Here is a 22,972-nt window from a genome sequence, read left to right as displayed (position 1 = left end):
TGAATTGAACAAAAACAATACGGCTATTGTAGATAGGATGGGGGAAGAGGGGATATAAAAAAACCCGCCGAGGCGGGTTTTTTTACTTTACTGCAAATTACTCTGCAGCTGCTTCTGCTTTCGGCTCAGCACGATCAACCAGCTCGATGTATGCCATCGGCGCGTTGTCGCCTGCACGGAAGCCACACTTCAGAATGCGAGTGTAACCACCGGTACGGCTCGCGAAACGCGGGCCCAGCTCGTTAAACAGTTTTGCCACGATCTCGTTATCACGAGTACGGGCGAATGCCAGACGACGATTAGCAACGCTATCAGTCTTGGCAAGAGTAATCAGCGGCTCAACTACGCGACGCAGTTCTTTCGCTTTAGGCAGGGTCGTCTTGATGATTTCATGACGAACCAGAGAACCTGCCATGTTGCGGAACATAGCCTGGCGATGGCTGCTGTTGCGGTTCAGTTGACGACCACTCTTACGATGGCGCATGACCTTATCCTTCTCAGTAAAACCTTAACCTGTGATCCGGTTACTCGTCAGCAATGCTTGCCGGCGGCCAGTTTTCCAGGCGCATGCCCAGAGACAGACCACGTGAAGCCAGCACGTCTTTAATCTCGGTAAGAGATTTTTTACCCAGGTTCGGCGTTTTCAGCAACTCAACCTCGGTACGCTGTACCAGATCACCGATATAGTGGATAGCTTCTGCCTTGAGGCAGTTAGCAGAGCGGACAGTCAATTCCAGATCGTCAACAGGGCGCAGCAGGATCGGATCGAATTCTGGTTTCTCTTCTTTCACTTCCGGCTGACGTACATCACGTAAATCAACGAAAGCTTCCAGTTGTTCTGCCAGGATGGTTGCCGCACGACGAATCGCCTCTTCAGGATCGATTGTGCCGTTGGTTTCCATTTCGATGACCAGCTTGTCCAGGTCGGTACGCTGTTCTACACGCGCTGCTTCAACATTGTAGGCAATACGCTCTACAGGGCTGTAGCAGGCGTCGACCAACAGACGGCCGATCGGGCGCTCATCTTCTTCCGAATGAATTCGGGCAGAAGCCGGCACATAACCGCGACCGCGCTGAACTTTGATACGCATGCTAATAGCGGCGTTCTCATCGGTCAGGTGGCAGATCACGTGCTGCGGCTTGACGATTTCGACATCCCCATCATGGGTGATATCGGCTGCGGTCACAGGGCCAATGCCAGATTTATTCAAGGTAAGAATAACTTCATCTTTACCCTGAACTCTCACCGCCAGCCCTTTCAGGTTGAGCAGGATTTCAAGGATATCTTCCTGAACGCCTTCTTTGGTGCTGTACTCATGAAGTACACCATCAATCTCAACCTCGGTCACCGCGCAACCCGGCATCGATGAGAGCAGAATACGGCGCAGTGCGTTACCCAGAGTATGGCCAAAGCCACGCTCTAAAGGCTCAAGGGTCACCTTGGCGTGCGTCGAACTCACTTGCTCGATATCTACCAGGCGCGGTTTTAGAAACTCTGTCACAGAACCCTGCATTGTGTCCTCTCTTTGGTACTAAGCTTTACTTGGAGTAAAGCTCGACGATCAGGTGTTCGTTAATGTCCGCAGACAGATCAGAACGCTCAGGCTGACGCTTGAACGTGCCTTCCATCTTGCCAGCATCAACTTCCAGCCAGGTTGGCTTTTCACGCTGTTCAGCCAGCTCCAGAGCGGCTTTAACGCGAGATTGCTTTTTCGCTTTCTCACGGATGCTAACAACGTCATTCGCTTTAACCTGATAAGAAGCGATGTTAACAACACGACCGTTTACCATGATTGCTTTATGGCTAACCAGCTGACGTGCTTCTGCACGAGTGGCGCCGAAGCCCATACGGTATACTACGTTGTCCAGACGACCTTCCAGCAGAGCCAACAGGTTTTCACCGGTGTTGCCTTTCAGACGTGCTGCTTCTTTGTAATAGTTACGGAACTGACGCTCCAGCACGCCGTAGATACGACGAACTTTCTGCTTTTCACGCAACTGCACACCATAGTCAGACAGACGCGGTTTACGCGCACCGTGCTGGCCAGGAGCTTGTTCAATTTTACACTTGGTATCGATCGCGCGAACGCCAGACTTAAGGAATAAGTCGGTGCCCTCACGACGGCTCAGCTTGAGCTTAGGACCCAAATATCTTGCCATTTTCTTTCTCCAACAAACCTGGAAAACGAAGCGTTATACGCGACGTTTCTTCGGCGGACGACAACCGTTATGAGGGATCGGAGTCACATCAGTAATATTAGTGATGCGGAAACCAGCGGCGTTCAGAGCACGAATAGTAGATTCGCGGCCTGGACCCGGACCTTTAACCATAACTTCCAGATTCTTGATGCCGTATTCTTTAACGGCGTCAGCGCAACGCTCTGCTGCAACCTGAGCTGCAAACGGAGTGGATTTACGCGAACCACGGAAACCGGAACCACCGGCTGTTGCCCAACCCAGCGCGTTACCCTGACGATCAGTAATGGTAACGATGGTGTTGTTGAAAGAAGCATGGATATGAGCCACGCCGTCAGAGACTTGCTTTCTTACACGTTTACGTGCACGAATTGGTGCCTTTGCCATTATTCAATCACCCCGATTATTTCTTGATCGGTTTGCGCGGACCCTTACGGGTACGTGCGTTGGTCTTGGTACGCTGACCGCGAACCGGGAGACCACGACGATGACGCAAACCGCGATAGCAACCAAGATCCATCAGGCGCTTGATGCTCATGCTAATTTCACGGCGCAGATCACCTTCAACGACAAATTTGGCAACTTCGTCACGCAGCGTGTCGATTTGTCCTTCAGACAGCTCACTGATCTTAACATTTTCAGCGATACCCGCTGCAGCCAGAATGGCTTTAGAACGGGTCTTACCGACGCCGTAGATCGAGGTTAACGCGATCACAGCATGTTTCTGATCAGGAATGTTAATGCCTGCTATACGGGCCACTATGCACTCCTACTATTTAATATGTACGCACCATGCTGAAAAGCCCGTTTTCAGGATACTCAAATGGAAACGTACAGACATACAAAAGATTGGCTGGCTAATCTAGCCAGCTCAACCCAACTTTGCAAGAAAAATATGCGAAAAAATCAGCCTTGGCGCTGTTTATGCTTCGGCTCGGCACTGCAAATCACACGGATGACACCATCACGCTTAACGATTTTGCAGTTACGGCATAATTTCTTGACGGAAGCACGAACTTTCATTTTTACTCTCCGTAACTTCTCGGGCGACCAATTAACGGCCGTAGCCTTTCAGGTTCGCCTTCTTCAATGCAGACTCGTACTGACTTGACATCATCAGAGTTTGCACTTGAGCCATAAAGTCCATAATCACGACAACAACGATCAGTAGCGATGTCCCACCGAAGTAGAACGGCACTTTCATTGCATCACGCATGAACTCCGGGATCAGGCAGATAAAAGTAATATACAATGCACCAACGAGTGTCAGGCGAGTCATTACTTTATCGATATACTTCGCCGTTTGCTCTCCCGGACGAATTCCTGGTACAAATGCACCGGACTTCTTCAGGTTATCTGCTGTTTCACGCGGGTTGAAGACCAACGCCGTGTAGAAGAAACAGAAGAAGATGATTGCAGACGCATAGAGTAACACATAAAGCGGTTGCCCAGGCTGCAAATACAGCGAAATTGTTGTCAGCCAGTTCCAACCGGTACCGCCCCCGAACCATGACGCGATGGTCGCAGGGAACAGAATAATACTGGAAGCGAAGATTGCCGGGATTACCCCTGCCATATTCACTTTCAGCGGTAAATGTGTGCTCTGTGCAGCATAGACACGACGACCCTGCTGACGTTTCGCGTAGTTTACCACAATGCGGCGTTGACCACGTTCAACAAATACAACAAAGAACGTCACTGCAAACACTAATACTGCAACCAACAGCAACAGGAGGAAGTGCAGGTCGCCTTGACGCGCTTGCTCGATAGTATGGGCAATGGCTGGCGGGAGTCCCGCAACGATACCAGCGAAGATAATGATCGAGATACCGTTACCGATACCGCGTTCAGTGATCTGTTCGCCGAGCCACATCAGGAACATGGTCCCTGTAACCAGACTTACAACAGCGGTGAAATAGAATGCAAAGCCTGGATTGATTACCAGGCCCTGCATACCAGGCATATTCGGCAGACCGGTAGCAATACCGATCGACTGGAATATCGCCAGCACCAGAGTACCGTAGCGGGTGTACTGGCTGATCTTACGACGACCAGACTCCCCTTCTTTCTTGATTTCAGCCAGCGTTGGATGAACCACCGTCAGCAGCTGGATAATGATCGACGCCGAAATATACGGCATGATCCCCAGAGCAAAAATAGAAGCACGGCTGAGAGCACCACCAGAGAACATGTTGAACATTTCAATGATGGTGCCTCGCTGTTGCTCAAGCAGTTTGGCAAGTACAGCGGCATCAATACCAGGGATCGGAATAAAAGAGCCAATACGGAACACAATAAGCGCACCGATTACAAACAACAGTCTGCGTTTCAGCTCGCCTAAGCCACCTTTGGCACTTTGAAAATCTAATCCCGGTTGTTTAGCCATCTGCTACTTATTCCTCGATTTTACCGCCAGCAGCTTCGATAGCAGCACGAGCGCCTTTAGTAACACGCAGGCCACGAACAGTTACCGGAGTAGAAACTTCACCAGCCAGGATCACTTTCGCGAACTCGATCTGGACACCGATAATGTTAGCTGCTTTCAGCGTGTTCAGGTCAACAATACCGCCTTCCACTTTCGCCAGGTCAGACAGACGGATTTCCGCTGTGATCGCTGCTTTGCGAGAAGTGAAGCCGAATTTCGGCAGACGACGGTACAGAGGCATCTGACCACCCTCGAAACCACGACGTACGCCACCGCCAGAACGAGACTTCTGACCTTTGTGACCACGACCGCCGGTTTTACCGAGGCCAGAACCGATACCACGACCCAGACGGCGACCCGCCTTTTTAGAGCCTTCGGCCGGAGACAGAGTATTTAAACGCATCTCTTACTCCTCAACTTTAACCATGAAGTAAACCGCGTTGACCATACCGCGAACAGCAGGAGTATCCTCGCGCTCTACGGTGTGACCAATACGACGCAGACCCAGGCCAAGCAGCGTTGCCTTGTGTTTCGGCAGACGACCGATTGCACTGCGGGTTTGAGTAATTTTAATAGTCTTTGCCATGGTTTATTTCCCCAGAATTTCTTCAACGGATTTACCACGCTTGGCAGCGACCATTTCCGGAGATTTCATATTTTCCAGACCGTCGATAGTTGCACGAACCACGTTAATCGGGTTAGTGGAACCATACGCTTTAGCCAGAACGTTACGAACTCCAGCGACTTCCAGAACGGCGCGCATTGCACCACCGGCGATGATACCGGTACCTTCGGAAGCCGGCTGCATGAATACACGAGAACCCGTGTGAGTACCCTTAACCGGGTGCTGCAGGGTGCCAGTATTCAGCGCGACGTTAATCATATTGCGACGGGCTTTTTCCATCGCTTTCTGGATCGCTGCTGGAACTTCACGCGCTTTACCGTAACCAAAACCAACGCGACCGTTACCATCGCCTACTACAGTCAGAGCTGTGAAGGAGAAAATACGACCACCTTTAACGGTTTTAGATACGCGGTTTACCGCGATCAGCTTTTCCTGCAGTTCGCCAGCTTGTTTTTCGATGTGAGCCATCTTACACCTCTACCTTAGAACTGAAGGCCAGCTTCACGGGCAGCATCTGCCAGTGCCTGGACACGACCATGATATTGGAACCCGGAACGGTCAAAGGACACATCTTTGATGCCTTTTTCCAGAGCGCGTTCGGCGACAGCTTTACCCACAGCTGCAGCAGCGTCTTTGTTACCGGTGTACTTCAGTTGTTCAGCGATAGCTTTTTCTACAGTAGAAGCAGCTACCAGAACTTCGGAACCGTTCGGTGCAATTACCTGTGCGTAAATATGACGCGGGGTACGATGTACCACCAGGCGAGTTGCGCCCAGCTCCTGGAGCTTGCGGCGTGCGCGGGTCGCACGACGGATACGAGCAGATTTCTTATCCATAGTGTTACCTTACTTCTTCTTAGCCTCTTTGGTACGCACGACTTCGTCGGCGTAACGAACACCCTTGCCTTTGTAAGGCTCAGGACGACGGTAGGCGCGCAGATCCGCTGCAACCTGACCGATCACCTGCTTATCAGCGCCTTTCAGCACGATTTCAGTTTGAGTCGGACATTCAGCAGTAATACCTGCCGGCAGCTGATGTTCAACCGGGTGAGAGAAACCTAAAGACAGGTTTACTACGTTCCCTTTGACCGCTGCACGATAACCTACACCAACCAGCTGCAGCTTCTTAGTGAAGCCTTCGGTAACACCGATAACCATTGAGTTCAGCAGGGCACGCGCGGTACCAGCCTGAGCCCAACCGTCTACGTAACCATCACGCGGACCGAAGGTCAGAGCATTATCTGCATGTTTAACTTCAACAGCATCGTTGAGAGTACGAGTCAGCTCGCCGTTTTTACCTTTGATCGTAATAACCTGACCGTTGATTTTTACATCAACGCCGGCAGGAACAACGACCGGTGCTTTAGCAACACGAGACATTTTTTCCTCCGATTAGGCTACGTAGCAGATAATTTCGCCACCAAGACCAGCCTGGCGCGCTGCACGATCAGTCATAACACCTTTAGAGGTAGAAACAACTGCGATACCCATGCCTGCCATAACTTTCGGCAGCTCGTCTTTACGCTTATAAATGCGCAGACCTGGGCGACTGACACGCTGAATGCTTTCTACAACAGCTTTACCCTGGAAATACTTAAGAGTCAGTTCCAGTTCCGGCTTGGTGTCGCCTTCAACTTTAAAATCTTCAATAAAACCTTCTTCCTTCAGCACGTTGGCAATTGCCACTTTCAGCTTGGAGGAAGGCATGGTGACCGCAGCTTTATTCGCGGCCTGACCGTTACGGATACGGGTCAGCATATCCGCGATCGGATCTTGCATGCTCATCTGTCTTTACTCCCGTGATTCAATTGGTAATTACCAGCTAGCCTTTTTCAAGCCCGGTACTTCACCGCGCATAGCGGCTTCACGAAGCTTAATACGGCTCAACCCGAACTTGCCCACATAGCCATGCGGACGACCTGTTTGACGGCAGCGTTTACGCTGACGAGACGGGCTGGAATCACGCGGCAGAGACTGCAGCTTGAGAACTGCGTTCCAACGATCTTCGTCGGTCGCGTTCACATCAGAGATAATAGCTTTCAGTTCAGCGCGTTTTGCGAAGTACTTATCAGCTAAAGCTACGCGCTTTACTTCGCGTGCTTTCATTGATTGCTTAGCCATTCAGTAACCCTACCTTACTTGCGGAACGGGAAGTCAAAGGCAGCCAGCAGAGCACGGCCTTCTTCGTCAGATTTCGCAGTAGTGGTAATGGTAATATCCAAACCACGCACGCGGTCGACTTTATCGTAGTCGATTTCTGGGAAGATGATCTGCTCACGGACACCCATGCTGTAGTTACCACGACCGTCGAAAGACTTAGAGGACAAGCCACGGAAGTCACGGATACGCGGTACAGCAATAGTGATCAGGCGCTCAAAGAACTCCCACATGCGTTCGCCACGCAGAGTTACTTTACAGCCGATCGGATAGCCCTGACGGATTTTGAAGCCTGCAACTGATTTGCGTGCTTTGGTGATCAGCGGTTTTTGACCGGAGATTGCTGTCAGATCAGCTGCTGCGTTATCCAGCAGTTTCTTGTCAGCGATCGCTTCACCAACACCCATGTTCAGGGTGATCTTCTCGACCCGAGGGACTTGCATGACAGAATTGTAGTTAAACTCAGACATGAGTTTAGCGACTACTTCGTCTTTGTAGTAATCATGCAGTTTCGCCATCGTACTACTCCAAATTACTTGATAGTTTCGCTGTTAGACTTGAAGAAACGGACTTTTTTGCCGTCTTCGAATCTAAAGCCTACACGGTCAGCCTTGCCGGTAGCCGCATTGAAGATTGCAACGTTGGAAACCTGAATAGCGGCTTCTTTTTCAACGATGCCACCCGGTTGGTTCAGGGCCGGAACCGGCTTCTGATGTTTCTTAACCAGGTTGATACCTTCAACGACAAGTTTGCCGGAAGACAGAACATTTTTTACTTTACCGCGCTTACCTTTATCTTTACCGGTTAACACGATAACTTCGTCATCACGACGGATTTTAGCTGCCATGATTCGCTCCTTAGAGTACTTCTGGTGCCAGAGAGATAATTTTCATGAACTTCTCGTTACGAAGTTCACGAGTTACCGGCCCAAAAATACGCGTACCGATAGGCTGCTCGCTGTTATTGTTTAAAATAACGCATGCATTACCATCGAAGCGAATGACAGAACCGTCCGGGCGACGAACACCCTTCTTGGTGCGCACCACTACCGCCTTCAGCACATCACCTTTTTTGACCTTACCACGCGGAATTGCTTCTTTGATGGTGATCTTGATGATGTCGCCTACGCCTGCGTAGCGACGGTGCGAGCCACCCAGAACCTTGATACACATTACGCGACGTGCACCGGAGTTGTCGGCGACGTTCAGCATAGTCTGTTCTTGGATCATTTTAGTGCTCCGCTAATGTCAACTACTACTGAGACCCGAATTCAGGTCGTTAAAAAGCCCCATATCGAGGGCGCGGCATTATAACACCGCTTCAACGATAAGGGTAGAAAAAATAAACGGCTCATCGCTGAGCCGTTTATTCGTATCGAGAACGAGTACTGTATTACAGAACCGCTTTCTCTACAACGCGAACCAGCGTCCAGGATTTAGTCTTGGACAGCGGACGGCATTCGCGGATTTCAACCACGTCGCCCATGCCGCATTCGTTGTTCTCGTCATGTACGTGCAGTTTGGTCGTACGTTTGATGAATTTGCCGTATACCGGGTGTTTCACCATACGTTCGATAGCAACAACAATGGATTTCTCCATTTTTGCGCTAACTACGCGACCTTGCAGAGTACGGATTTTATCGGTCATTACGCACCCGCCTTCTGAGTCAGTAAAGTCTTAACGCGTGCAACATCACGACGAACCTGCTTCAGCAGGTGAGTCTGTTGCAGCTGGCCACTTGCAGCCTGCATGCGCAGGTTGAACTGCTCACGCAGCAGGTTCAGCAGCTCAGCGTTCAGCTCTTCAACGCTTTTTTCACGCAGCTCTTTTGCTTTCATTACATCACCGTCTTAGTTACAAAGGTGGTTTTGATCGGCAGTTTCGCTGCAGCGAGGCCGAATGCTTCACGGGCCAGCTCTTCCGGAACACCGTCCATTTCATACAGGACTTTGCCCGGTTGGATCAAGGCAACCCAATACTCCACGTTACCTTTACCTTTACCCATACGCACTGCCAGCGGTTTTTCGGTGATCGGTTTGTCCGGGAATACACGGATCCAGATCTTACCTTGACGCTTAACTGCACGGGTCATTGCACGACGTGCTGCTTCGATCTGACGGGCAGTCAGACGACCACGGCCAACAGCTTTCAGGCCGAAGCTGCCGAAGCTAACATCCGTACCCTGCGCCAGACCGCGGTTACGGCCTTTGTGCACTTTACGGAATTTTGTACGCTTTGGTTGTAACATCAGCGACGCTCCTTATTTACGGCCTTTACGCTGCTGCTTTTTAGGTTGAGCAGCCGGTTCCGGTTGTTCAACAGCAGCCATACCACCCAGGATCTCACCTTTGAAGATCCATACCTTAACGCCGATTACACCATAAGTGGTGTGCGCTTCAGAGGTGTTGTAGTCGATGTCAGCACGCAGAGTGTGCAGCGGTACGCGACCTTCGCGGTACCATTCGGTACGTGCGATTTCCGCGCCGCCCAGACGGCCGCTAACTTCAACTTTGATACCTTTAGCGCCCAGACGCATTGCGTTCTGTACAGCACGCTTCATAGCACGACGGAACATAACGCGACGTTCCAGCTGAGAAGTGATGCTGTCAGCAACCAGTTTTGCGTCCAGTTCAGGCTTACGCACTTCGGCGATATTGATCTGGGCAGGAACGCCAGCAATATCAGCTACGACTTTGCGCAGTTTTTCTACGTCTTCACCTTTCTTACCGATCACGATACCCGGGCGAGCAGTGTGAATGGTCACACGGATGCTCTTAGCCGGACGTTCGATAACGATACGAGATACGGACGCCTTCGCCAGTTCCTTAGTCAGGTACTGACGTACTTTAAAGTCGCTGTCCAGGTTGTCAGCGAATTCTTTGGTGTTCGCAAACCAGGTTGAGTTCCATGGTTTTACAATACCCAGGCGAATACCATTAGGATGTACTTTCTGACCCATTGCTAGTCTCCAGAGTCTCAGCGATCGGACACAACCACAGTGATGTGGCTGGTGCGCTTCAGGATGCGATCTGCACGACCTTTCGCACGCGGCATAATGCGCTTCATGCTCGGGCCTTCGTCTACGAAAATTTTCGTAACTTTCAGATCGTCAATGTCAGCGCCATCGTTGTGTTCAGCGTTAGCAATGGCAGATTCCAGAACTTTCTTGACCAGTACAGCCGCTTTCTTATTGGTGTAGGTCAGAATTTCCAGTGCCTGCGACACTTTCTTACCGCGAATCAGGTCAGCAACAAGGCGAACCTTCTGAGCAGAAGAACGAGCATGGCGATGTTGAGCTAAAGTTTCCATCTCTTCCTCCTACCTTATTTCTTCTTCGCTTTTTTATCAGCAGCGTGGCCGCGATAAGTACGAGTCGGTGCGAATTCACCCAGTTTGTGACCAACCATTTCGTCGGTAACAAAGACTGGAACGTGCTGACGACCATTATGGACAGCGATGGTCAAACCGATCATGTTAGGAAAGATCGTTGAACGACGGGACCAAGTGCGCAGGGGCTTCTTGTCTCCGCTTTCCACCGCTTTCTCTACCTTCTTCAGCAAGTGCAGGTCAATAAAAGGACCTTTCTTGAGAGAACGTGGCATGGCTTATCCTCTAAAATTATTTGCTACGGCGACGTACGATGAATTTATCAGTACGCTTGTTGCTGCGGGTCTTTTTACCTTTGGTCTGAACGCCCCACGGGGATACCGGGTGCTTACCAAAGTTACGACCTTCACCACCACCATGTGGGTGATCGACTGGGTTCATCGCGGTACCGCGAACGGTCGGACGAACACCACGCCAGCGTGCAGCACCGGCTTTACCCAGAACGCGCAGCATATGCTCAGCATTGCCAACTTCGCCCAGAGTTGCACGGCAGTCTGCTTCGACTTTACGCATTTCACCAGAACGCAGACGCAGGGTGACATAAGCACCATCACGAGCAACGATCTGAACGTAAGTACCAGCGGAACGTGCCAGCTGACCGCCTTTACCTGGTTTCATTTCTACGTTATGAACGGTAGAACCAACCGGGATATTGCGCATCGGCAGGGTGTTACCTGCTTTGATTGCAGCATCAACGCCAGACTGAATCTGGTCGCCAGCTTTCAGGCCTTTCGGGGCCAGGATGTAACGGCGCTCGCCGTCTTTGTACAGAACCAGCGCGATGTTCGCGGAGCGGTTCGGATCGTACTCAAGACGTTCAACAACTGCCGGGATACCATCTTTGTTGCGTTTGAAGTCAACAATACGGTAAGCCTGCTTGTGACCACCACCAATGTGACGAGTGGTGATACGGCCATTGTTGTTACGACCACCGGATTTGCTGTTTTTTTCCAGCAGCGGAGCAAAAGGTTTGCCCTTGTGCAGCTCAGGGTTAACCACTTTAACAACGTGGCGACGACCCGGAGATGTCGGTTTACATTTAACAACTGCCATTGTATTACTCCTCCGACTTACTCAGCGCCGCCAACGAAGTCCAGATTCTGGCCTTCCTTCAGGGTGACGTAAGCTTTTTTCCAGTCGCTACGACGACCGATACGCTGTCCGTGACGTTTAACTTTCCCTTTAACAACCAGGGTGTTAACGACTTCGACTTCGACTTCAAACAGTTTCTGCACAGCAGCTTTGATTTCTGCTTTGGTCGCGTCTTTAGCAACTTTGAGAACGATGGTGTTAGTTTTTTCCATCGCAGTAGACGCTTTTTCAGAAACGTGCGGTGCGCGCAGCACCTTCAGCAGACGTTCTTCACGAATCATGCCAGCATCTCCTCAACTTGCTTAACAGCATCAGCAGTCATTACGACTTTGTCGAAGGCGATCAGGCTAACCGGGTCGATACCAGTTGCATCGCGTACGTCAACCTTGTGCAGGTTGCGCGCAGCCAGGAACAGGTTTTCGTCCAGCTCACCGGTGATGATCAGCACATCTTCCAGAGCCATGTCTTTCAGTTTCTGTGCCAGCAGCTTAGTTTTAGGCGCTTCAACAGAGAACTTCTCGACAACGATCAGACGATCCTGACGTACCAGTTCGGACAGGATGCTTTTCAGCGCGCCGCGGTACATCTTTTTGTTAACTTTTTGACTGTGGTCCTGCGGACGAGCAGCGAAGGTCACGCCACCAGAACGCCAGATCGGGCTCTTGATAGAACCTGAACGCGCACGGCCGGTACCTTTCTGGCGCCATGGTTTTTTACCAGAACCAGTTACTTCAGCACGAGTCTTCTGAGCACGAGTACCCTGACGAGCACCAGCTGCATAAGCAACAACAACCTGGTGAACCAGCGCTTCGTTGAAATCACGACCGAAGGTAGTTTCGGAAACAGTCAGCGCGCTCTGCGCGTCTTTCAATACTAATTCCATTGCTATCCCCTTACGCCTTCACAGCTGGTTTAACGATCAGGTCGCAACCGGTCGCACCCGGAACACCACCTTTAACCAGCAGCAGGTTGCGCTCAGCGTCAACACGTACTACGTCCAGGCTCTGAACAGTGACGCGTTCGTTGCCCAGCTGACCTGCCATTTTCTTGCCTTTGAACACTTTGCCCGGAGTCTGGTTCTGACCGATAGAACCCGGAACGCGGTGGGACAAGGAGTTACCGTGAGTAGCGTCCTGGGTACGGAAGTTCCAGCGCTTAACGGTACCAGCGAAACCTTTACCTTTAGAGGTACCGGTTACGTCAACTTTTTTAACGTCAGCAAACAGTTCTACGCTGATGCTCTGACCTACGGTGTATTCTTCACCATCAGCCAGACGGAATTCCCACAGGCCGCGACCGGCTTCTACGCCAGCTTTAGCGAAGTGGCCAGCTTCCGGCTTAGTTACACGGTTAGCTTTTTTAGCACCAGTGGTAACCTGAACAGCGCGATAGCCATCGTTAGCCAGATCTTTGATCTGAGTAACGCGGTTTGCTTCAACTTCGATAACGGTTACTGGGATAGATACGCCATCTTCAGTGAAGATGCGGGTCATACCCACTTTTTTACCGACTAAACCAATCATTGTATCAACCTCTCAATCGCTCGATGACCTGATTAACCCAGGCTGATCTGCACGTCTACACCGGCAGCCAGGTCCAGACGCATCAGAGCATCAACGGTTTTTTCAGTTGGCTCAACGATGTCAACCAGACGCTTGTGAGTACGAATCTCGTACTGATCACGCGCGTCTTTGTTAACGTGCGGAGAGATCAGAACGGTGAAACGCTCTTTGCGGGTCGGCAGCGGGATCGGACCACGGACTTGCGCACCAGTGCGCTTAGCAGTCTCGACGATTTCCGCGGTTGATTGATCGATCAGACGATGATCAAACGCTTTCAGGCGGATACGGATTCTTTGGTTCTGCATGAGACCAGAGCTCCAATTATTTTATAGACGAAATAGTTACTCCTCAAACCCATTACGATTGATGGGAGAGTGTAACCGTTCTTACAGAGTTCCCCAATTGGGAACATTGTCTGGTATCGCTTTCGCAGTACCTGGTTCAGATTGAACCGCCTGTCAATATTAGACAAGCCCGCGCATTATACACAAATGCCCATGTGAAGCAAGTCGTGTTTATTAAATAGTCACCTTATTCTGCGGAAAGAGGCGCAAAGCAGCCTGCAAAACGGCAAGCCGCGCAATTTTTCTGGATAACGCCTCGCACAGCGTGATGTTGCCGTTTGCCACCCTTCTCCCCTCCCGCCACACTCGCCCAATATTTCCAGACCGGTATCCAAACAATGACGCTTATCGCCTTTCCTTTCTTTATTGCCTACGTGCTGTTGAGCAGCGCCCTGTGCTGGCATGACGCTCGCACGGGGTTGCTGCCCGACCGTCTCACCTGCCCTCTCCTGTGGGCGGGGCTGCTCTTTCAGCTGAGCCTGCGGCCGGCTAACGTTAATGATGCACTATGGGGAATTTTTGCCGGCTATGGTGCCATGGCCATGATTTATTGGGGATACCGGGGGCTTCGCGGGCGTGAGGGATTAGGCTACGGCGACGTAAAATATCTGGCGGCGTTGGGAGCGTGGCATGGCTGGCCATCGCTGCCGGTTTTAGTGCTAACGGCCAGCACGATGGCTGCGATATACGTATTCAGCACAGCCTGCTGGCAACGCTCGTTGGCGGGCATAAAAAACCCGCTGCCGTTCGGTCCATTTCTGGGGGCTGCGGGTTTTATTGTTGCCGGCGTGTCGGGGTTTAATCTTCGACTTTGATCTGCGACTGAAGGTAGTTCTGCAGGCCAATTTTACTAATCAAATCCAGCTCGGTTTCCAGCCAGTCGATGTGATGTTCTTCCTCAGTCAGGATATTGATCAGCATATCGCGACTGACATAATCATGAACACTATCGGCATAGGCTATCGCTTCACGGAGATCTTTCGCGCCGTCCAGCTCAAGCTTAAGGTCAGACTGCAGCATCTCCTCGACGTCCTCGCCGATATGCAGCTTGCCCAGGTCCTGCAGATTGGGGATCCCTTCAAGAAACAGAATACGCTCGATGTAGCGATCGGCGTGTTTCATTTCATCGATGGATTCGTGATACTCAATATCGTTGAGGCGCATCAGGCCCCAGTTTTTGAACATTCTCGCGTGGAGAAAGTATTGGTTTATTGCGACAAGCTCGTTTCCCAATAATTTATTGAGATAATTTATTATCTTAACATCACCTTTCATTTTATAGACCCTCCGCTTCCACATATTGAAGCGTAGAACGGACTACAGGGATGTCAAAAAAGAAATCCGGGCTCAGGCAATCTCTTTGAACTCTGGCATTTGCATTAATTCGTCTTCCATCACCTCACGGGCCGCACGAACGCATTTACCGCATTGATTTCCAATAGGAATACATTTTCTTAACTGCTGGAAAGACTGCGGATGAAACTGGCGTACTGCCTGGCGAATTTTTTTATCGCTGACGCCATTACATAAACAAACGTACATACCCACTCCCGTTCAATTTCTGAACAAAGTGTAAGTGAGAATAATTATGATTACAATAGCGACATGCAAATTGCAGCACGAAAGAGATAAAGAGAGCGGTTAAAAATGCGTAGTAATAAACATCAGAAAAGCAAAAAGGGCGCCGAAGCGCCCTTTTTAAGCTCAAAGCTAATTAAGCAATAATTAGCTCATTACTTTAGCAACAACGCCCGCACCTACAGTACGGCCGCCTTCACGGATTGCGAAACGCAGACCGTCGTCCATCGCGATCGGGTGGATCAGGGTAACAACCATTTTGATGTTGTCGCCCGGCATGACCATCTCAACGCCTTCCGGCAGTTCGATGGTACCAGTCACGTCAGTAGTACGGAAGTAGAACTGCGGACGGTAGCCTTTGAAGAACGGAGTATGACGGCCGCCTTCGTCTTTGGACAGGATGTACACTTCAGATTCGAACTTGGTGTGCGGCTTGATAGAACCCGGCTTAGCCAGTACCTGACCACGTTCGATTTCTTCACGTTTGATACCACGCAGCAGAACACCAACGTTCTCACCAGCACGGCCTTCGTCCAGCAGTTTGCGGAACATTTCAACGCCAGTACAGGTAGACTTAGCAGTCTCTTTGATACCAACGATTTCAACTTCTTCGCCAACTTTGATGATACCGCGTTCTACACGACCGGTAACAACGGTACCACGACCGGAGATGGAGAATACGTCTTCGATCGGCAGCAGGAACGGCTTATCGATAGCACGTTCTGGTTCCGGGATGTAAGAATCCAGGAAGCCAGCCAGTTCGATGATTTTCGCTTCCCACTCTGCTTCGCCTTCCAGCGCTTTCAGAGCAGAACCACGAACGATCGGAGTGTCGTCGCCCGGGAAATCGTACTGAGACAGAAGTTCACGAACTTCCATTTCAACCAGTTCCAGCAGCTCTTCGTCATCAACCATGTCGCATTTGTTCAGGAACACGATGATGTACGGAACGCCTACCTGACGACCCAGCAGGATGTGCTCACGAGTCTGCGGCATCGGGCCGTCAGTCGCAGCAACAACCAGGATCGCGCCATCCATCTGCGCAGCACCGGTGATCATGTTTTTAACATAGTCGGCGTGGCCCGGGCAGTCTACGTGTGCGTAGTGGCGAGTCGGGGTGTCATATTCAACGTGAGAAGTGTTGATGGTGATACCACGAGCTTTTTCTTCCGGCGCGTTATCGATCTGGTCGAAAGCACGAGCAGCACCGCCGTAGGTTTTAGCCAGTACGGTGGTGATTGCAGCGGTCAGGGTAGTTTTACCGTGGTCAACGTGGCCGATGGTGCCGACGTTAACGTGCGGTTTTGTACGTTCAAATTTTTCTTTAGACACGGCTATATTCCTTACTATAGTGCTCTCCCCTTTGGAGAGAGCACGGGACTTAGGTTTTAATCCTGTGGATTATTTACCACGGGCTTCAATAACGGCCTGAGCAACGTTGTTCGGCGCATCGTCGTACTTCAGGAACTCCATGGAGTAAGAAGCACGGCCTTTGGTCAGTGAACGCAGCTGAGTTGCATAACCGAACATTTCGGACAGCGGAACTTCAGCGTGGATCACAACGCCAGTCACGTTGGATTCCTGACCTTTGAGCATACCACGACGGCGGCTCAAGTCACCGATAACGTCACCAGTGTTCTCTTCCGGAGTCTCTACTTCAACCTTCATGATCGGTTCAAGCAGAACTGGTTTTGCTTTCTTAAAGCCATCTTTGAAGGCGATAGAAGCGGCCAGTTTAAACGCCAGTTCAGAGGAGTCAACGTCATGGTAAGAACCGAAGTGCAGACGAACACCCATGTCAACAACCGGGTAACCAGCCAGCGGGCCAGATTTCAGCTGTTCCTGGATACCTTTATCAACGGCCGGGATGTATTCGCCAGGGATTACACCACCTTTAATGTCGTTGATGAACTCGTAGCCTTTCGGGTTGGAACCCGGCTCCAGCGGGTACATGTCGATAACAACATGACCGTACTGACCGCGACCACCAGACTGCTTAGCGTGTTTACCTTCGATATCGGTAACTTTCGCGCGAATCGCTTCACGGTAAGCAACCTGAGGTTTACCGACGTTCGCTTCAACGTTGAATTCACGTTTCATACGGTCAACGATGATGTCGAGGTGCAGCTCACCCATACCGGCGATAATGGTCTGGTTAGATTCTTCGTCGGTCCATACGCGGAATGACGGGTCTTCTTTAGCCAGACGGCCCAGAGCCAGACCCATTTTTTCCTGGTCAGCTTTGGTTTTCGGTTCTACTGCGATGGAGATTACCGGCTCAGGGAATTCCATACGTTCCAGAATGATCGGCGCATCCGGGTCACACAGGGTGTCACCAGTGGTTACGTCTTTCAGACCGATTGCAGCAGCGATGTCGCCCGCGCGAACTTCTTTGATCTCTTCACGTTTGTTAGCGTGCATCTGAACGATACGACCGAAACGCTCACGTGCAGTTTTCACGGAGTTCAGTACGGTATCACCAGAGTTAACCACACCGGAGTACACACGGAAGAAGGTCAGGTTGCCCACGAACGGGTCGGTAGCAATTTTGAACGCCAGTGCAGAGAACGGCTCGTCGTCGCTTGCGTGACGCTCAGCCGGGGTATCTTTACCGTCGTCCAGGATGCCGTTGATCGCAGGTACGTCAACCGGGGATGGCAGGTAATCAATTACCGCATCCAGCATCGCCTGAACACCTTTGTTCTTGAACGCAGAACCACAGGTTACCAGGATGATTTCGTTGTTCAGAACGCGCTGACGCAGAGCTTTTTTGATCTCTTCTTCAGTCAGTTCTTCACCACCCAGGTATTTCTCCATCAGCTCTTCAGAAGCTTCAGCAGCGGATTCGATCAGGTTCTGGTGCCATTCGTCAGCCAGTTCCTGCATGTCAGCCGGGATATCTTCGTATTCGAAGGTAACGCCCTGGTCTGCATCGTTCCAGTTGATGGCTTTCATTTTCACCAGGTCAACAACACCGGTGAAACCTTCTTCAGCACCAATTGCCAGCTGCAGCGGAACCGGGTTCGCGCCCAGACGGGTTTTGATCTGACCAACAACTTTCAGGAAGTTAGCACCCATACGGTCCATTTTGTTAACGAACGCGATGCGTGGAACTTTATATTTGTTAGCCTGACGCCATACGGTTTCAGACTGTGGCTGAACACCACCAACTGCGCAGTAAACCATTACTGCACCATCAAGAACACGCATGGAACGTTCTACTTCGATAGTGAAGTCAACGTGCCCCGGGGTGTCGATGATGTTTACGCGGTGCGGTTCATACTGCTTAGCCATACCAGACCAGAATGCAGTAGTCGCTGCGGAAGTGATGGTAATACCACGTTCCTGCTCCTGCTCCATCCAGTCCATGGTAGCGGCGCCGTCGTGAACTTCACCGATTTTGTGGTTTACACCGGTGTAGAACAGAATACGTTCGGTAGTAGTGGTTTTACCGGCGTCGATGTGCGCACTGATACCGATGTTACGGTAGCGTGCGATGGGTGTTGTACGAGCCATTTGATTCCTCGTTTATCTTTTTAGGCGTTCAGTTAAGTAACCCAAAGCGGGCTGCTTCGCTGAAGCGCCCGCCTGGTGACTAATACTCCGAAGGGATTACCAACGGTAGTGTGCGAACGCCTTGTTGGCTTCTGCCATACGGTGAACGTCTTCACGTTTCTTAACTGCAGTACCTTTGTTGTCTGCAGCGTCAGAAAGTTCGTTCGCCAGGCGCAGAGCCATGGATTTATCACCGCGTTTACGAGCAGCTTCTACGATCCAACGCATTGCCAGGGCATTACGACGAACCGGACGAACTTCAACTGGAACCTGATAAGTAGAACCACCTACGCGGCGGGACTTAACTTCGACAGTCGGGCGCACGTTTTCGAGCGCAACTTCGAATGCTTCCAGTTCATTTTTACCAGAACGCTGAGCCAGGGTCTCCAGCGCGCTGTATACGATTGATTCTGCAGTAGATTTTTTACCATCTACCATCAGGATGTTAACAAATTTAGCCAGCAGTTCTGATCCGAACTTAGGATCCGGCAGGATTTTACGCTGACCAATGACGCGACGACGTGGCATGGAAATACTCCGTTGTTAATTCAGGATTGTCCAAAACTCAAAGAGTTTAGTTTGACATTAATATAAAACGTTTGGCCTTACTTAACGGAGAACCATTAAGCCTTAGGACGCTTCACGCCATACTTGGAGCGAGCTTGCTTACGGTCTTTAACGCCGGAGCAGTCAAGCGCACCACGAACGGTGTGGTAACGAACACCCGGAAGGTCTTTTACACGACCGCCACGGATCAGGATCACGGAGTGCTCCTGCAGGTTGTGACCTTCACCACCGATGTAGGAAGTCACTTCAAAACCGTTAGTCAGACGAACACGGCAAACTTTACGCAGTGCGGAGTTCGGTTTTTTAGGAGTGGTAGTATATACACGAGTACATACGCCACGTTTCTGCGGGCAGGCTTCCAGTGCAGGCACGTTGCTTTTTGCAACTTTGCGAGCACGTGGTTTGCGAACCAGCTGGTTAACTGTTGCCATTAAATAGCTCCTGGTTTTAGCTTTTGCTTCGTAAACACGTAATAAATCGCCTCATATAATATGAGGACGCGAAATTTTAGGGCCATGCCGAAAGGGTGTCAAGAAATATACAACGGTATGGCATTACCAGGACATCTGAACCGGGTGTTTTACCGTTAACCTGACGAAGTCAGTATAGCTGACCATGATGACATCGCTCGAAATTTGAGCACAAAGACCGCGCGCTTGCACATCTACATTCAACACGTGGATGGATATGGGGGCAGCGCGCAGAATTTCAAGGAAGTGGCTGTTTTCAACCGCCGCCAACACACCGTCGGCGATCAGCAGCAGGTCGTCGCCTTCAGCCATCATGCGGATCATGCCCGCGATGTCTGAATGCCAGGGAGAAGTACTGAGCGTATGCAGCATAAGGGCCTCAGAAGCGCAGAATCACATCGTAACCGTTAAGCCGGTCGCGCAGGGCATCCGGTTCTAACGGCTCAACGTCGGCGACAAACGTCGTCTCTGCCGCCAGACCACGCTCACGCATCGAGGCGGCGCAAATCCAGCAGTTTTCAATATCGTAGAGCGCCAGCAGTTTGAACGTGGCGATGTAGTCTCGGGCCAGAATAACGCCAGGCGTCTGCTGGCTGAGCAGTTGAAACACGCCGTCGCCGATGAAAAAGACGCCTAAGTCTTCGCTCAAGGCCGACGTCGCCAGCAGCGCATCCAGCCCTTCACGGCCCGCAGCGCTGCCGTGCGGCGCGCTGGAAAAAACAAACGCAACGCGTTTCATCAGAACTGCACCATTCGATCGCAGGTCAGCGCAGCTTCAGCCAGCGAACCCAATCCGCTTAGCAAGAAACCCGGCTGTAGGTTAAACATGGGAAGGCCAAGCTGGCCGGCTTGCGTTTCATCGGACACGCCGCGACGCAGTGCCGCCGCCACGCAAATATGCAGCGCCACGCCATGCGTATCATGCAGCGACTGCCACGCGCGAACTAAATCAAACTCATCGCTGGCAGGAGACGTCAGCTGATTGGCGTTATACACCCCTTCACGATAGAAAAAGACGCAGGCTATCTCATGACCTTCCGCCAGCGCCGCCTGCGCGAACTGCAGCGCGCTGCTGGCCTGCTGCGTGCCGTAGGCAGGGCCGGTCACCATCAGGGCAAAACGCATTACTTATCCTGTCCCAGGAAATCGCCGTTCTTAAACTGGCGAATGTAGAGGTAGACGGTGTGTTTGGAGATGTTCAGACGATCGGCGACCTGGTTGATGGCGTCTTTGATATCAAAGATACCCTTCTCGTAAAGGTTGAGCACAATCTGGCGATTTTTGGCGTTATTGGAAACGTTGCGATCGGCATTCACCTCTTCAATGGTGAATTCCAGCGTCTGGGTGACCAGATCCTCAACCGAGGAAGCAAAGTTAACCGCAGAGCCTACTTCCGGTGTTTCAGGCGGAATAAAGGTATTCATGATCTGCGAGAACGGTACATCAAGATTCATATTGATGCACAGCAGGCCAATCACGCGCTGATCGCGATTGCGAATAGCGATGGTAACCGACTTCATCAGCACGCCACTTTTGGCGCGAGTAAAGTAGCATTTGGAAACGCTGCTATCCGCCCCGGTCATATCATGCAGCATCCGCAGCGCGAGGTCGGTAATGGGCGAGCCAATTTTACGCCCGGTATGTTCGCCGTTAGCGATACGAATAGCCGAACATTTGAGATCCTGAAGTGAATGCAGCACGATTTCGCAGTGGGAACCAATGAGCATCGCCAACCCGTCCACTACCGCTTCATAGGATTTCAGGATATCGAAGTCGGTTTGATCGAAAGGACGTTGATCCAGTAAATCAAGCTCACTGGTTTCGTTGGTTAAAAGCGACCTGGACATGAAAAAAAGCACTCCTTTTCAGGAGCCTGTCGTTATGTTGTCAGGGCAGGCTCATCACTATTAGGGGCATCTAAAGTAATACAGCGCATAAGGCGCTTTCCAGCATTAATTATACCCTGCCGATAATAAAAAGCCGCCGCCCAGTGGGCGGCGGCAATCTGACTATTATTTTTTGCTCGCGGCAGCGGCCTTGTCTGCCGGTGCAGCTTCAGGCTGCGCTTCGGCTTTCGGTGCCGGTTTCACGTCTAACAGCTCAACGTCGAAGACCAGCGTTGAGTTAGCCGGAATACCCGGAACACCGGTTTTACCGTAGGCCAGATCTGGTGGGATAACCAGCTGGATTTTACCGCCTTTCTTGATGTTTTTCAGGCCTTCAGTCCAGCCAGGGATAACACCATCAAGACGGAAGGACAGCGGCTCACCGCGGGTGTAGGAGTTATCGAACTCTTTACCGTCGATCAACGTACCTTTGTAGTTTACCACCACGGTATCGCTGTCTTTCGGCGCTTCGCCGGTGCCTTCTTTCTCTACTTTGAACAGCAGACCGGTTTTAGAGGTCTTCACGCCTTTTTCTTTGGCAAACTTCTCACGGAAGGCTTTGCCTTTCGCTTCGTTGTCAGCGGCGTCTTTTTCCATCTTCGCCTGAGCGGAGGCCTTCACGCGAGTCTCAAAGGCCTGCAGAGTTTGTTCGATTTCCTGATCGGACAGTTTGCTCTTGTCAGCAAACGCGTCCTGAACGCCGGCGATCAGCTGGTCTTTATCCAGTTTGATACCCAGTTTTTCCTGTTCTTTCAGGGAATTTTCCATGTAACGACCCAGCGATGCGCCCAGCGCATAAGCAGATTTCTGGTCGTCATTTTTGAATGACGCTTTGCTCTCTGCTGCCGGTGCTGCTTTCGCCGCCGCGTCAGCCGCGAAGGTCATCGGCGCATTCAGTGCAACGGCCATTGTGGTTGCCAGAAGCGTTACTTTAAACAGTGATTTCATCCATCTCTCCAGGGCCGGGGCCTCTCGCCCCATGTTAACAAAATGAGAAGCGTACTATAGAACGTTGTAGAGGAAATCTACATACGAACGCGCCTTATATCGACCCTTTTCAGACTCTTTTTGTTTAAATAAGTTTCCGCTCACGTACGGCAGTGCTGCACGGGTGGATAAAGTTGCGTAG

40 protein-coding genes are annotated in these 22,972 nt (G+C 51.1%); 1 reads left to right on the top strand and 39 read right to left on the bottom strand.

Annotated elements, in window-relative coordinates; translation table 11 throughout:
• Positions 1 to 97: 97 nt before the first annotated feature.
• The 28 genes from rplQ to rpsJ all read right to left on the bottom strand — a co-directional run bounded on the left by rplQ (position 98) and on the right by rpsJ (position 13,748).
• Entirely contained in the window at positions 98 to 484 is a 387-nt protein-coding gene (rplQ, locus tag H7R56_RS02510; RefSeq protein ID WP_064541646.1) for a 50S ribosomal protein L17, read from the bottom strand.
• Positions 485 to 524: 40 nt separating this feature from the next.
• The gene (locus H7R56_RS02505; RefSeq protein ID WP_002919219.1) at positions 525 to 1,514 is read right to left on the bottom strand and encodes a DNA-directed RNA polymerase subunit alpha; all 990 of its coding nucleotides are present in this window, start codon (positions 1,512 to 1,514) and stop codon (positions 525 to 527) included.
• A gap of 25 nt (positions 1,515 to 1,539) precedes the next feature.
• The gene (gene rpsD / locus H7R56_RS02500; RefSeq protein WP_038158499.1) at positions 1,540 to 2,160 is read right to left on the bottom strand and encodes a 30S ribosomal protein S4; all 621 of its coding nucleotides are present in this window, start codon (positions 2,158 to 2,160) and stop codon (positions 1,540 to 1,542) included.
• A gap of 33 nt (positions 2,161 to 2,193) precedes the next feature.
• The gene (rpsK, locus tag H7R56_RS02495) at positions 2,194 to 2,583 is read right to left on the bottom strand and encodes a 30S ribosomal protein S11 (RefSeq protein ID WP_001029684.1); all 390 of its coding nucleotides are present in this window, start codon (positions 2,581 to 2,583) and stop codon (positions 2,194 to 2,196) included.
• Between the two features lie 16 nt (positions 2,584 to 2,599).
• Positions 2,600 to 2,956, bottom strand: coding sequence for a 30S ribosomal protein S13 (gene rpsM, locus H7R56_RS02490; RefSeq protein WP_013364454.1), 357 nt, complete (start codon positions 2,954 to 2,956; stop codon positions 2,600 to 2,602).
• A gap of 146 nt (positions 2,957 to 3,102) precedes the next feature.
• Complete coding sequence (gene rpmJ / locus H7R56_RS02485; RefSeq protein ID WP_000868187.1) at positions 3,103 to 3,219, bottom strand: 50S ribosomal protein L36; 117 nt, start codon at positions 3,217 to 3,219, stop codon at positions 3,103 to 3,105.
• 31 nt (positions 3,220 to 3,250) lie between these two features.
• The gene (gene secY / locus H7R56_RS02480; protein WP_015962746.1) at positions 3,251 to 4,582 is read right to left on the bottom strand and encodes a preprotein translocase subunit SecY; all 1,332 of its coding nucleotides are present in this window, start codon (positions 4,580 to 4,582) and stop codon (positions 3,251 to 3,253) included.
• A 7-nt stretch (positions 4,583 to 4,589) separates the two neighbouring features.
• A complete protein-coding gene (rplO, locus tag H7R56_RS02475; protein WP_106930840.1) occupies positions 4,590 to 5,024 on the bottom strand; it encodes a 50S ribosomal protein L15 in 435 nt (144 codons plus the stop codon).
• Positions 5,025 to 5,027: 3 nt separating this feature from the next.
• Positions 5,028 to 5,207: a 50S ribosomal protein L30 gene (gene rpmD / locus H7R56_RS02470; RefSeq protein ID WP_003863301.1), complete on the bottom strand. Its 180-nt coding sequence runs from the start codon at positions 5,205 to 5,207 to the stop codon at positions 5,028 to 5,030.
• Positions 5,208 to 5,210: 3 nt separating this feature from the next.
• On the bottom strand, positions 5,211 to 5,714 hold the full coding sequence (gene rpsE / locus H7R56_RS02465) for a 30S ribosomal protein S5 (protein WP_015962744.1): 504 nt from the start codon (positions 5,712 to 5,714) through the stop codon (positions 5,211 to 5,213).
• Positions 5,715 to 5,728: 14 nt separating this feature from the next.
• Positions 5,729 to 6,082, bottom strand: coding sequence for a 50S ribosomal protein L18 (gene rplR / locus H7R56_RS02460; RefSeq protein WP_000358960.1), 354 nt, complete (start codon positions 6,080 to 6,082; stop codon positions 5,729 to 5,731).
• 9 nt (positions 6,083 to 6,091) lie between these two features.
• Positions 6,092 to 6,625 (bottom strand): 50S ribosomal protein L6, encoded by a 534-nt coding sequence (gene rplF / locus H7R56_RS02455; RefSeq protein ID WP_106930838.1) that lies wholly within the window; start codon positions 6,623 to 6,625, stop codon positions 6,092 to 6,094.
• A gap of 12 nt (positions 6,626 to 6,637) precedes the next feature.
• Positions 6,638 to 7,030 carry a 30S ribosomal protein S8 gene (gene rpsH / locus H7R56_RS02450; RefSeq protein ID WP_003031127.1) on the bottom strand — a complete coding sequence of 131 codons (393 nt, stop codon included), beginning with the start codon at positions 7,028 to 7,030 and terminating at the stop codon, positions 6,638 to 6,640.
• Between the two features lie 30 nt (positions 7,031 to 7,060).
• Positions 7,061 to 7,366: a 30S ribosomal protein S14 gene (rpsN, locus tag H7R56_RS02445; RefSeq protein ID WP_064541637.1), complete on the bottom strand. Its 306-nt coding sequence runs from the start codon at positions 7,364 to 7,366 to the stop codon at positions 7,061 to 7,063.
• 14 nt (positions 7,367 to 7,380) lie between these two features.
• A complete protein-coding gene (gene rplE, locus H7R56_RS02440) occupies positions 7,381 to 7,920 on the bottom strand; it encodes a 50S ribosomal protein L5 (protein ID WP_106930836.1) in 540 nt (179 codons plus the stop codon).
• Between the two features lie 14 nt (positions 7,921 to 7,934).
• Positions 7,935 to 8,249: a 50S ribosomal protein L24 gene (gene rplX / locus H7R56_RS02435; RefSeq protein ID WP_003863287.1), complete on the bottom strand. Its 315-nt coding sequence runs from the start codon at positions 8,247 to 8,249 to the stop codon at positions 7,935 to 7,937.
• 10 nt (positions 8,250 to 8,259) lie between these two features.
• On the bottom strand, positions 8,260 to 8,631 hold the full coding sequence (gene rplN / locus H7R56_RS02430) for a 50S ribosomal protein L14 (protein ID WP_000613954.1): 372 nt from the start codon (positions 8,629 to 8,631) through the stop codon (positions 8,260 to 8,262).
• A gap of 163 nt (positions 8,632 to 8,794) precedes the next feature.
• Entirely contained in the window at positions 8,795 to 9,049 is a 255-nt protein-coding gene (rpsQ, locus tag H7R56_RS02425; protein WP_035894980.1) for a 30S ribosomal protein S17, read from the bottom strand.
• A complete protein-coding gene (gene rpmC, locus H7R56_RS02420) occupies positions 9,049 to 9,240 on the bottom strand; it encodes a 50S ribosomal protein L29 (RefSeq protein WP_002919754.1) in 192 nt (63 codons plus the stop codon). The genes rpsQ and rpmC overlap by 1 nt, the downstream gene beginning before the upstream one ends.
• On the bottom strand, positions 9,240 to 9,650 hold the full coding sequence (gene rplP / locus H7R56_RS02415; protein ID WP_035894979.1) for a 50S ribosomal protein L16: 411 nt from the start codon (positions 9,648 to 9,650) through the stop codon (positions 9,240 to 9,242). Before rplP ends, rpmC begins: the two co-directional genes overlap by 1 nt.
• 12 nt (positions 9,651 to 9,662) lie before the next feature.
• Complete coding sequence (gene rpsC, locus H7R56_RS02410; RefSeq protein ID WP_006817277.1) at positions 9,663 to 10,361, bottom strand: 30S ribosomal protein S3; 699 nt, start codon at positions 10,359 to 10,361, stop codon at positions 9,663 to 9,665.
• A 17-nt stretch (positions 10,362 to 10,378) separates the two neighbouring features.
• Positions 10,379 to 10,711, bottom strand: coding sequence for a 50S ribosomal protein L22 (rplV, locus tag H7R56_RS02405; protein WP_035894978.1), 333 nt, complete (start codon positions 10,709 to 10,711; stop codon positions 10,379 to 10,381).
• 14 nt (positions 10,712 to 10,725) lie between these two features.
• Positions 10,726 to 11,004, bottom strand: coding sequence for a 30S ribosomal protein S19 (gene rpsS / locus H7R56_RS02400; RefSeq protein WP_001138117.1), 279 nt, complete (start codon positions 11,002 to 11,004; stop codon positions 10,726 to 10,728).
• A gap of 16 nt (positions 11,005 to 11,020) precedes the next feature.
• A complete protein-coding gene (gene rplB, locus H7R56_RS02395) occupies positions 11,021 to 11,842 on the bottom strand; it encodes a 50S ribosomal protein L2 (protein ID WP_008457150.1) in 822 nt (273 codons plus the stop codon).
• A gap of 17 nt (positions 11,843 to 11,859) precedes the next feature.
• Positions 11,860 to 12,162 (bottom strand): 50S ribosomal protein L23, encoded by a 303-nt coding sequence (gene rplW / locus H7R56_RS02390; protein WP_000617546.1) that lies wholly within the window; start codon positions 12,160 to 12,162, stop codon positions 11,860 to 11,862.
• A complete protein-coding gene (gene rplD, locus H7R56_RS02385) occupies positions 12,159 to 12,764 on the bottom strand; it encodes a 50S ribosomal protein L4 (RefSeq protein WP_000424395.1) in 606 nt (201 codons plus the stop codon). Before rplD ends, rplW begins: the two co-directional genes overlap by 4 nt.
• Before the next feature lie 10 nt (positions 12,765 to 12,774).
• Entirely contained in the window at positions 12,775 to 13,404 is a 630-nt protein-coding gene (gene rplC / locus H7R56_RS02380) for a 50S ribosomal protein L3 (protein ID WP_064541630.1), read from the bottom strand.
• A gap of 32 nt (positions 13,405 to 13,436) precedes the next feature.
• A complete protein-coding gene (gene rpsJ / locus H7R56_RS02375; protein WP_001181005.1) occupies positions 13,437 to 13,748 on the bottom strand; it encodes a 30S ribosomal protein S10 in 312 nt (103 codons plus the stop codon).
• Between the two features lie 377 nt (positions 13,749 to 14,125).
• Between rpsJ and H7R56_RS02370 the strand changes: the two genes are divergently transcribed.
• Positions 14,126 to 14,602, top strand: a complete 477-nt coding sequence (locus tag H7R56_RS02370) for a prepilin peptidase (protein ID WP_106930834.1) — start codon at positions 14,126 to 14,128, stop codon at positions 14,600 to 14,602.
• Here H7R56_RS02370 and bfr read toward each other — a convergent pair.
• The 11 genes from bfr to fkpA all read right to left on the bottom strand — a co-directional run bounded on the left by bfr (position 14,586) and on the right by fkpA (position 22,791).
• Positions 14,586 to 15,062: a bacterioferritin gene (gene bfr, locus H7R56_RS02365; RefSeq protein WP_106930832.1), complete on the bottom strand. Its 477-nt coding sequence runs from the start codon at positions 15,060 to 15,062 to the stop codon at positions 14,586 to 14,588. The two genes, H7R56_RS02370 and bfr, sit on opposite strands and share 17 nt — an antisense overlap.
• Before the next feature lie 72 nt (positions 15,063 to 15,134).
• Positions 15,135 to 15,329 (bottom strand): bacterioferritin-associated ferredoxin, encoded by a 195-nt coding sequence (bfd, locus tag H7R56_RS02360; RefSeq protein WP_035894970.1) that lies wholly within the window; start codon positions 15,327 to 15,329, stop codon positions 15,135 to 15,137.
• 183 nt (positions 15,330 to 15,512) lie between these two features.
• Complete coding sequence (gene tuf, locus H7R56_RS02355) at positions 15,513 to 16,697, bottom strand: elongation factor Tu (protein ID WP_003031109.1); 1,185 nt, start codon at positions 16,695 to 16,697, stop codon at positions 15,513 to 15,515.
• A 69-nt stretch (positions 16,698 to 16,766) separates the two neighbouring features.
• On the bottom strand, positions 16,767 to 18,881 hold the full coding sequence (gene fusA, locus H7R56_RS02350; protein WP_106925172.1) for an elongation factor G: 2,115 nt from the start codon (positions 18,879 to 18,881) through the stop codon (positions 16,767 to 16,769).
• A gap of 96 nt (positions 18,882 to 18,977) precedes the next feature.
• Positions 18,978 to 19,448 carry a 30S ribosomal protein S7 gene (gene rpsG / locus H7R56_RS02345; protein WP_035894363.1) on the bottom strand — a complete coding sequence of 157 codons (471 nt, stop codon included), beginning with the start codon at positions 19,446 to 19,448 and terminating at the stop codon, positions 18,978 to 18,980.
• Positions 19,449 to 19,543: 95 nt separating this feature from the next.
• Complete coding sequence (gene rpsL / locus H7R56_RS02340; protein ID WP_000246815.1) at positions 19,544 to 19,918, bottom strand: 30S ribosomal protein S12; 375 nt, start codon at positions 19,916 to 19,918, stop codon at positions 19,544 to 19,546.
• A 123-nt stretch (positions 19,919 to 20,041) separates the two neighbouring features.
• On the bottom strand, positions 20,042 to 20,329 hold the full coding sequence (tusB, locus tag H7R56_RS02335) for a sulfurtransferase complex subunit TusB (RefSeq protein WP_106925171.1): 288 nt from the start codon (positions 20,327 to 20,329) through the stop codon (positions 20,042 to 20,044).
• A gap of 7 nt (positions 20,330 to 20,336) precedes the next feature.
• On the bottom strand, positions 20,337 to 20,696 hold the full coding sequence (gene tusC / locus H7R56_RS02330; protein WP_106925170.1) for a sulfurtransferase complex subunit TusC: 360 nt from the start codon (positions 20,694 to 20,696) through the stop codon (positions 20,337 to 20,339).
• On the bottom strand, positions 20,696 to 21,082 hold the full coding sequence (gene tusD, locus H7R56_RS02325) for a sulfurtransferase complex subunit TusD (protein ID WP_106925169.1): 387 nt from the start codon (positions 21,080 to 21,082) through the stop codon (positions 20,696 to 20,698). Before tusD ends, tusC begins: the two co-directional genes overlap by 1 nt.
• Positions 21,082 to 21,804, bottom strand: a complete 723-nt coding sequence (locus H7R56_RS02320) for a helix-turn-helix transcriptional regulator (protein WP_064541597.1) — start codon at positions 21,802 to 21,804, stop codon at positions 21,082 to 21,084. Before H7R56_RS02320 ends, tusD begins: the two co-directional genes overlap by 1 nt.
• Positions 21,805 to 21,969: 165 nt before the next feature.
• The gene (fkpA, locus tag H7R56_RS02315; RefSeq protein WP_106925168.1) at positions 21,970 to 22,791 is read right to left on the bottom strand and encodes an FKBP-type peptidyl-prolyl cis-trans isomerase; all 822 of its coding nucleotides are present in this window, start codon (positions 22,789 to 22,791) and stop codon (positions 21,970 to 21,972) included.
• Between the last annotated feature and the right edge of the window lie 181 nt (positions 22,792 to 22,972).

Origin of the sequence: Klebsiella sp. WP3-W18-ESBL-02, assembly GCF_014168815.1 — a bacterium.
GTDB lineage: Bacteria > Pseudomonadota > Gammaproteobacteria > Enterobacterales > Enterobacteriaceae > Kluyvera > Kluyvera ascorbata_B.
The sequence above is the reverse complement of the archived record's forward strand: the minus strand, read 5'-3'. Positions and strand labels throughout refer to the sequence as shown.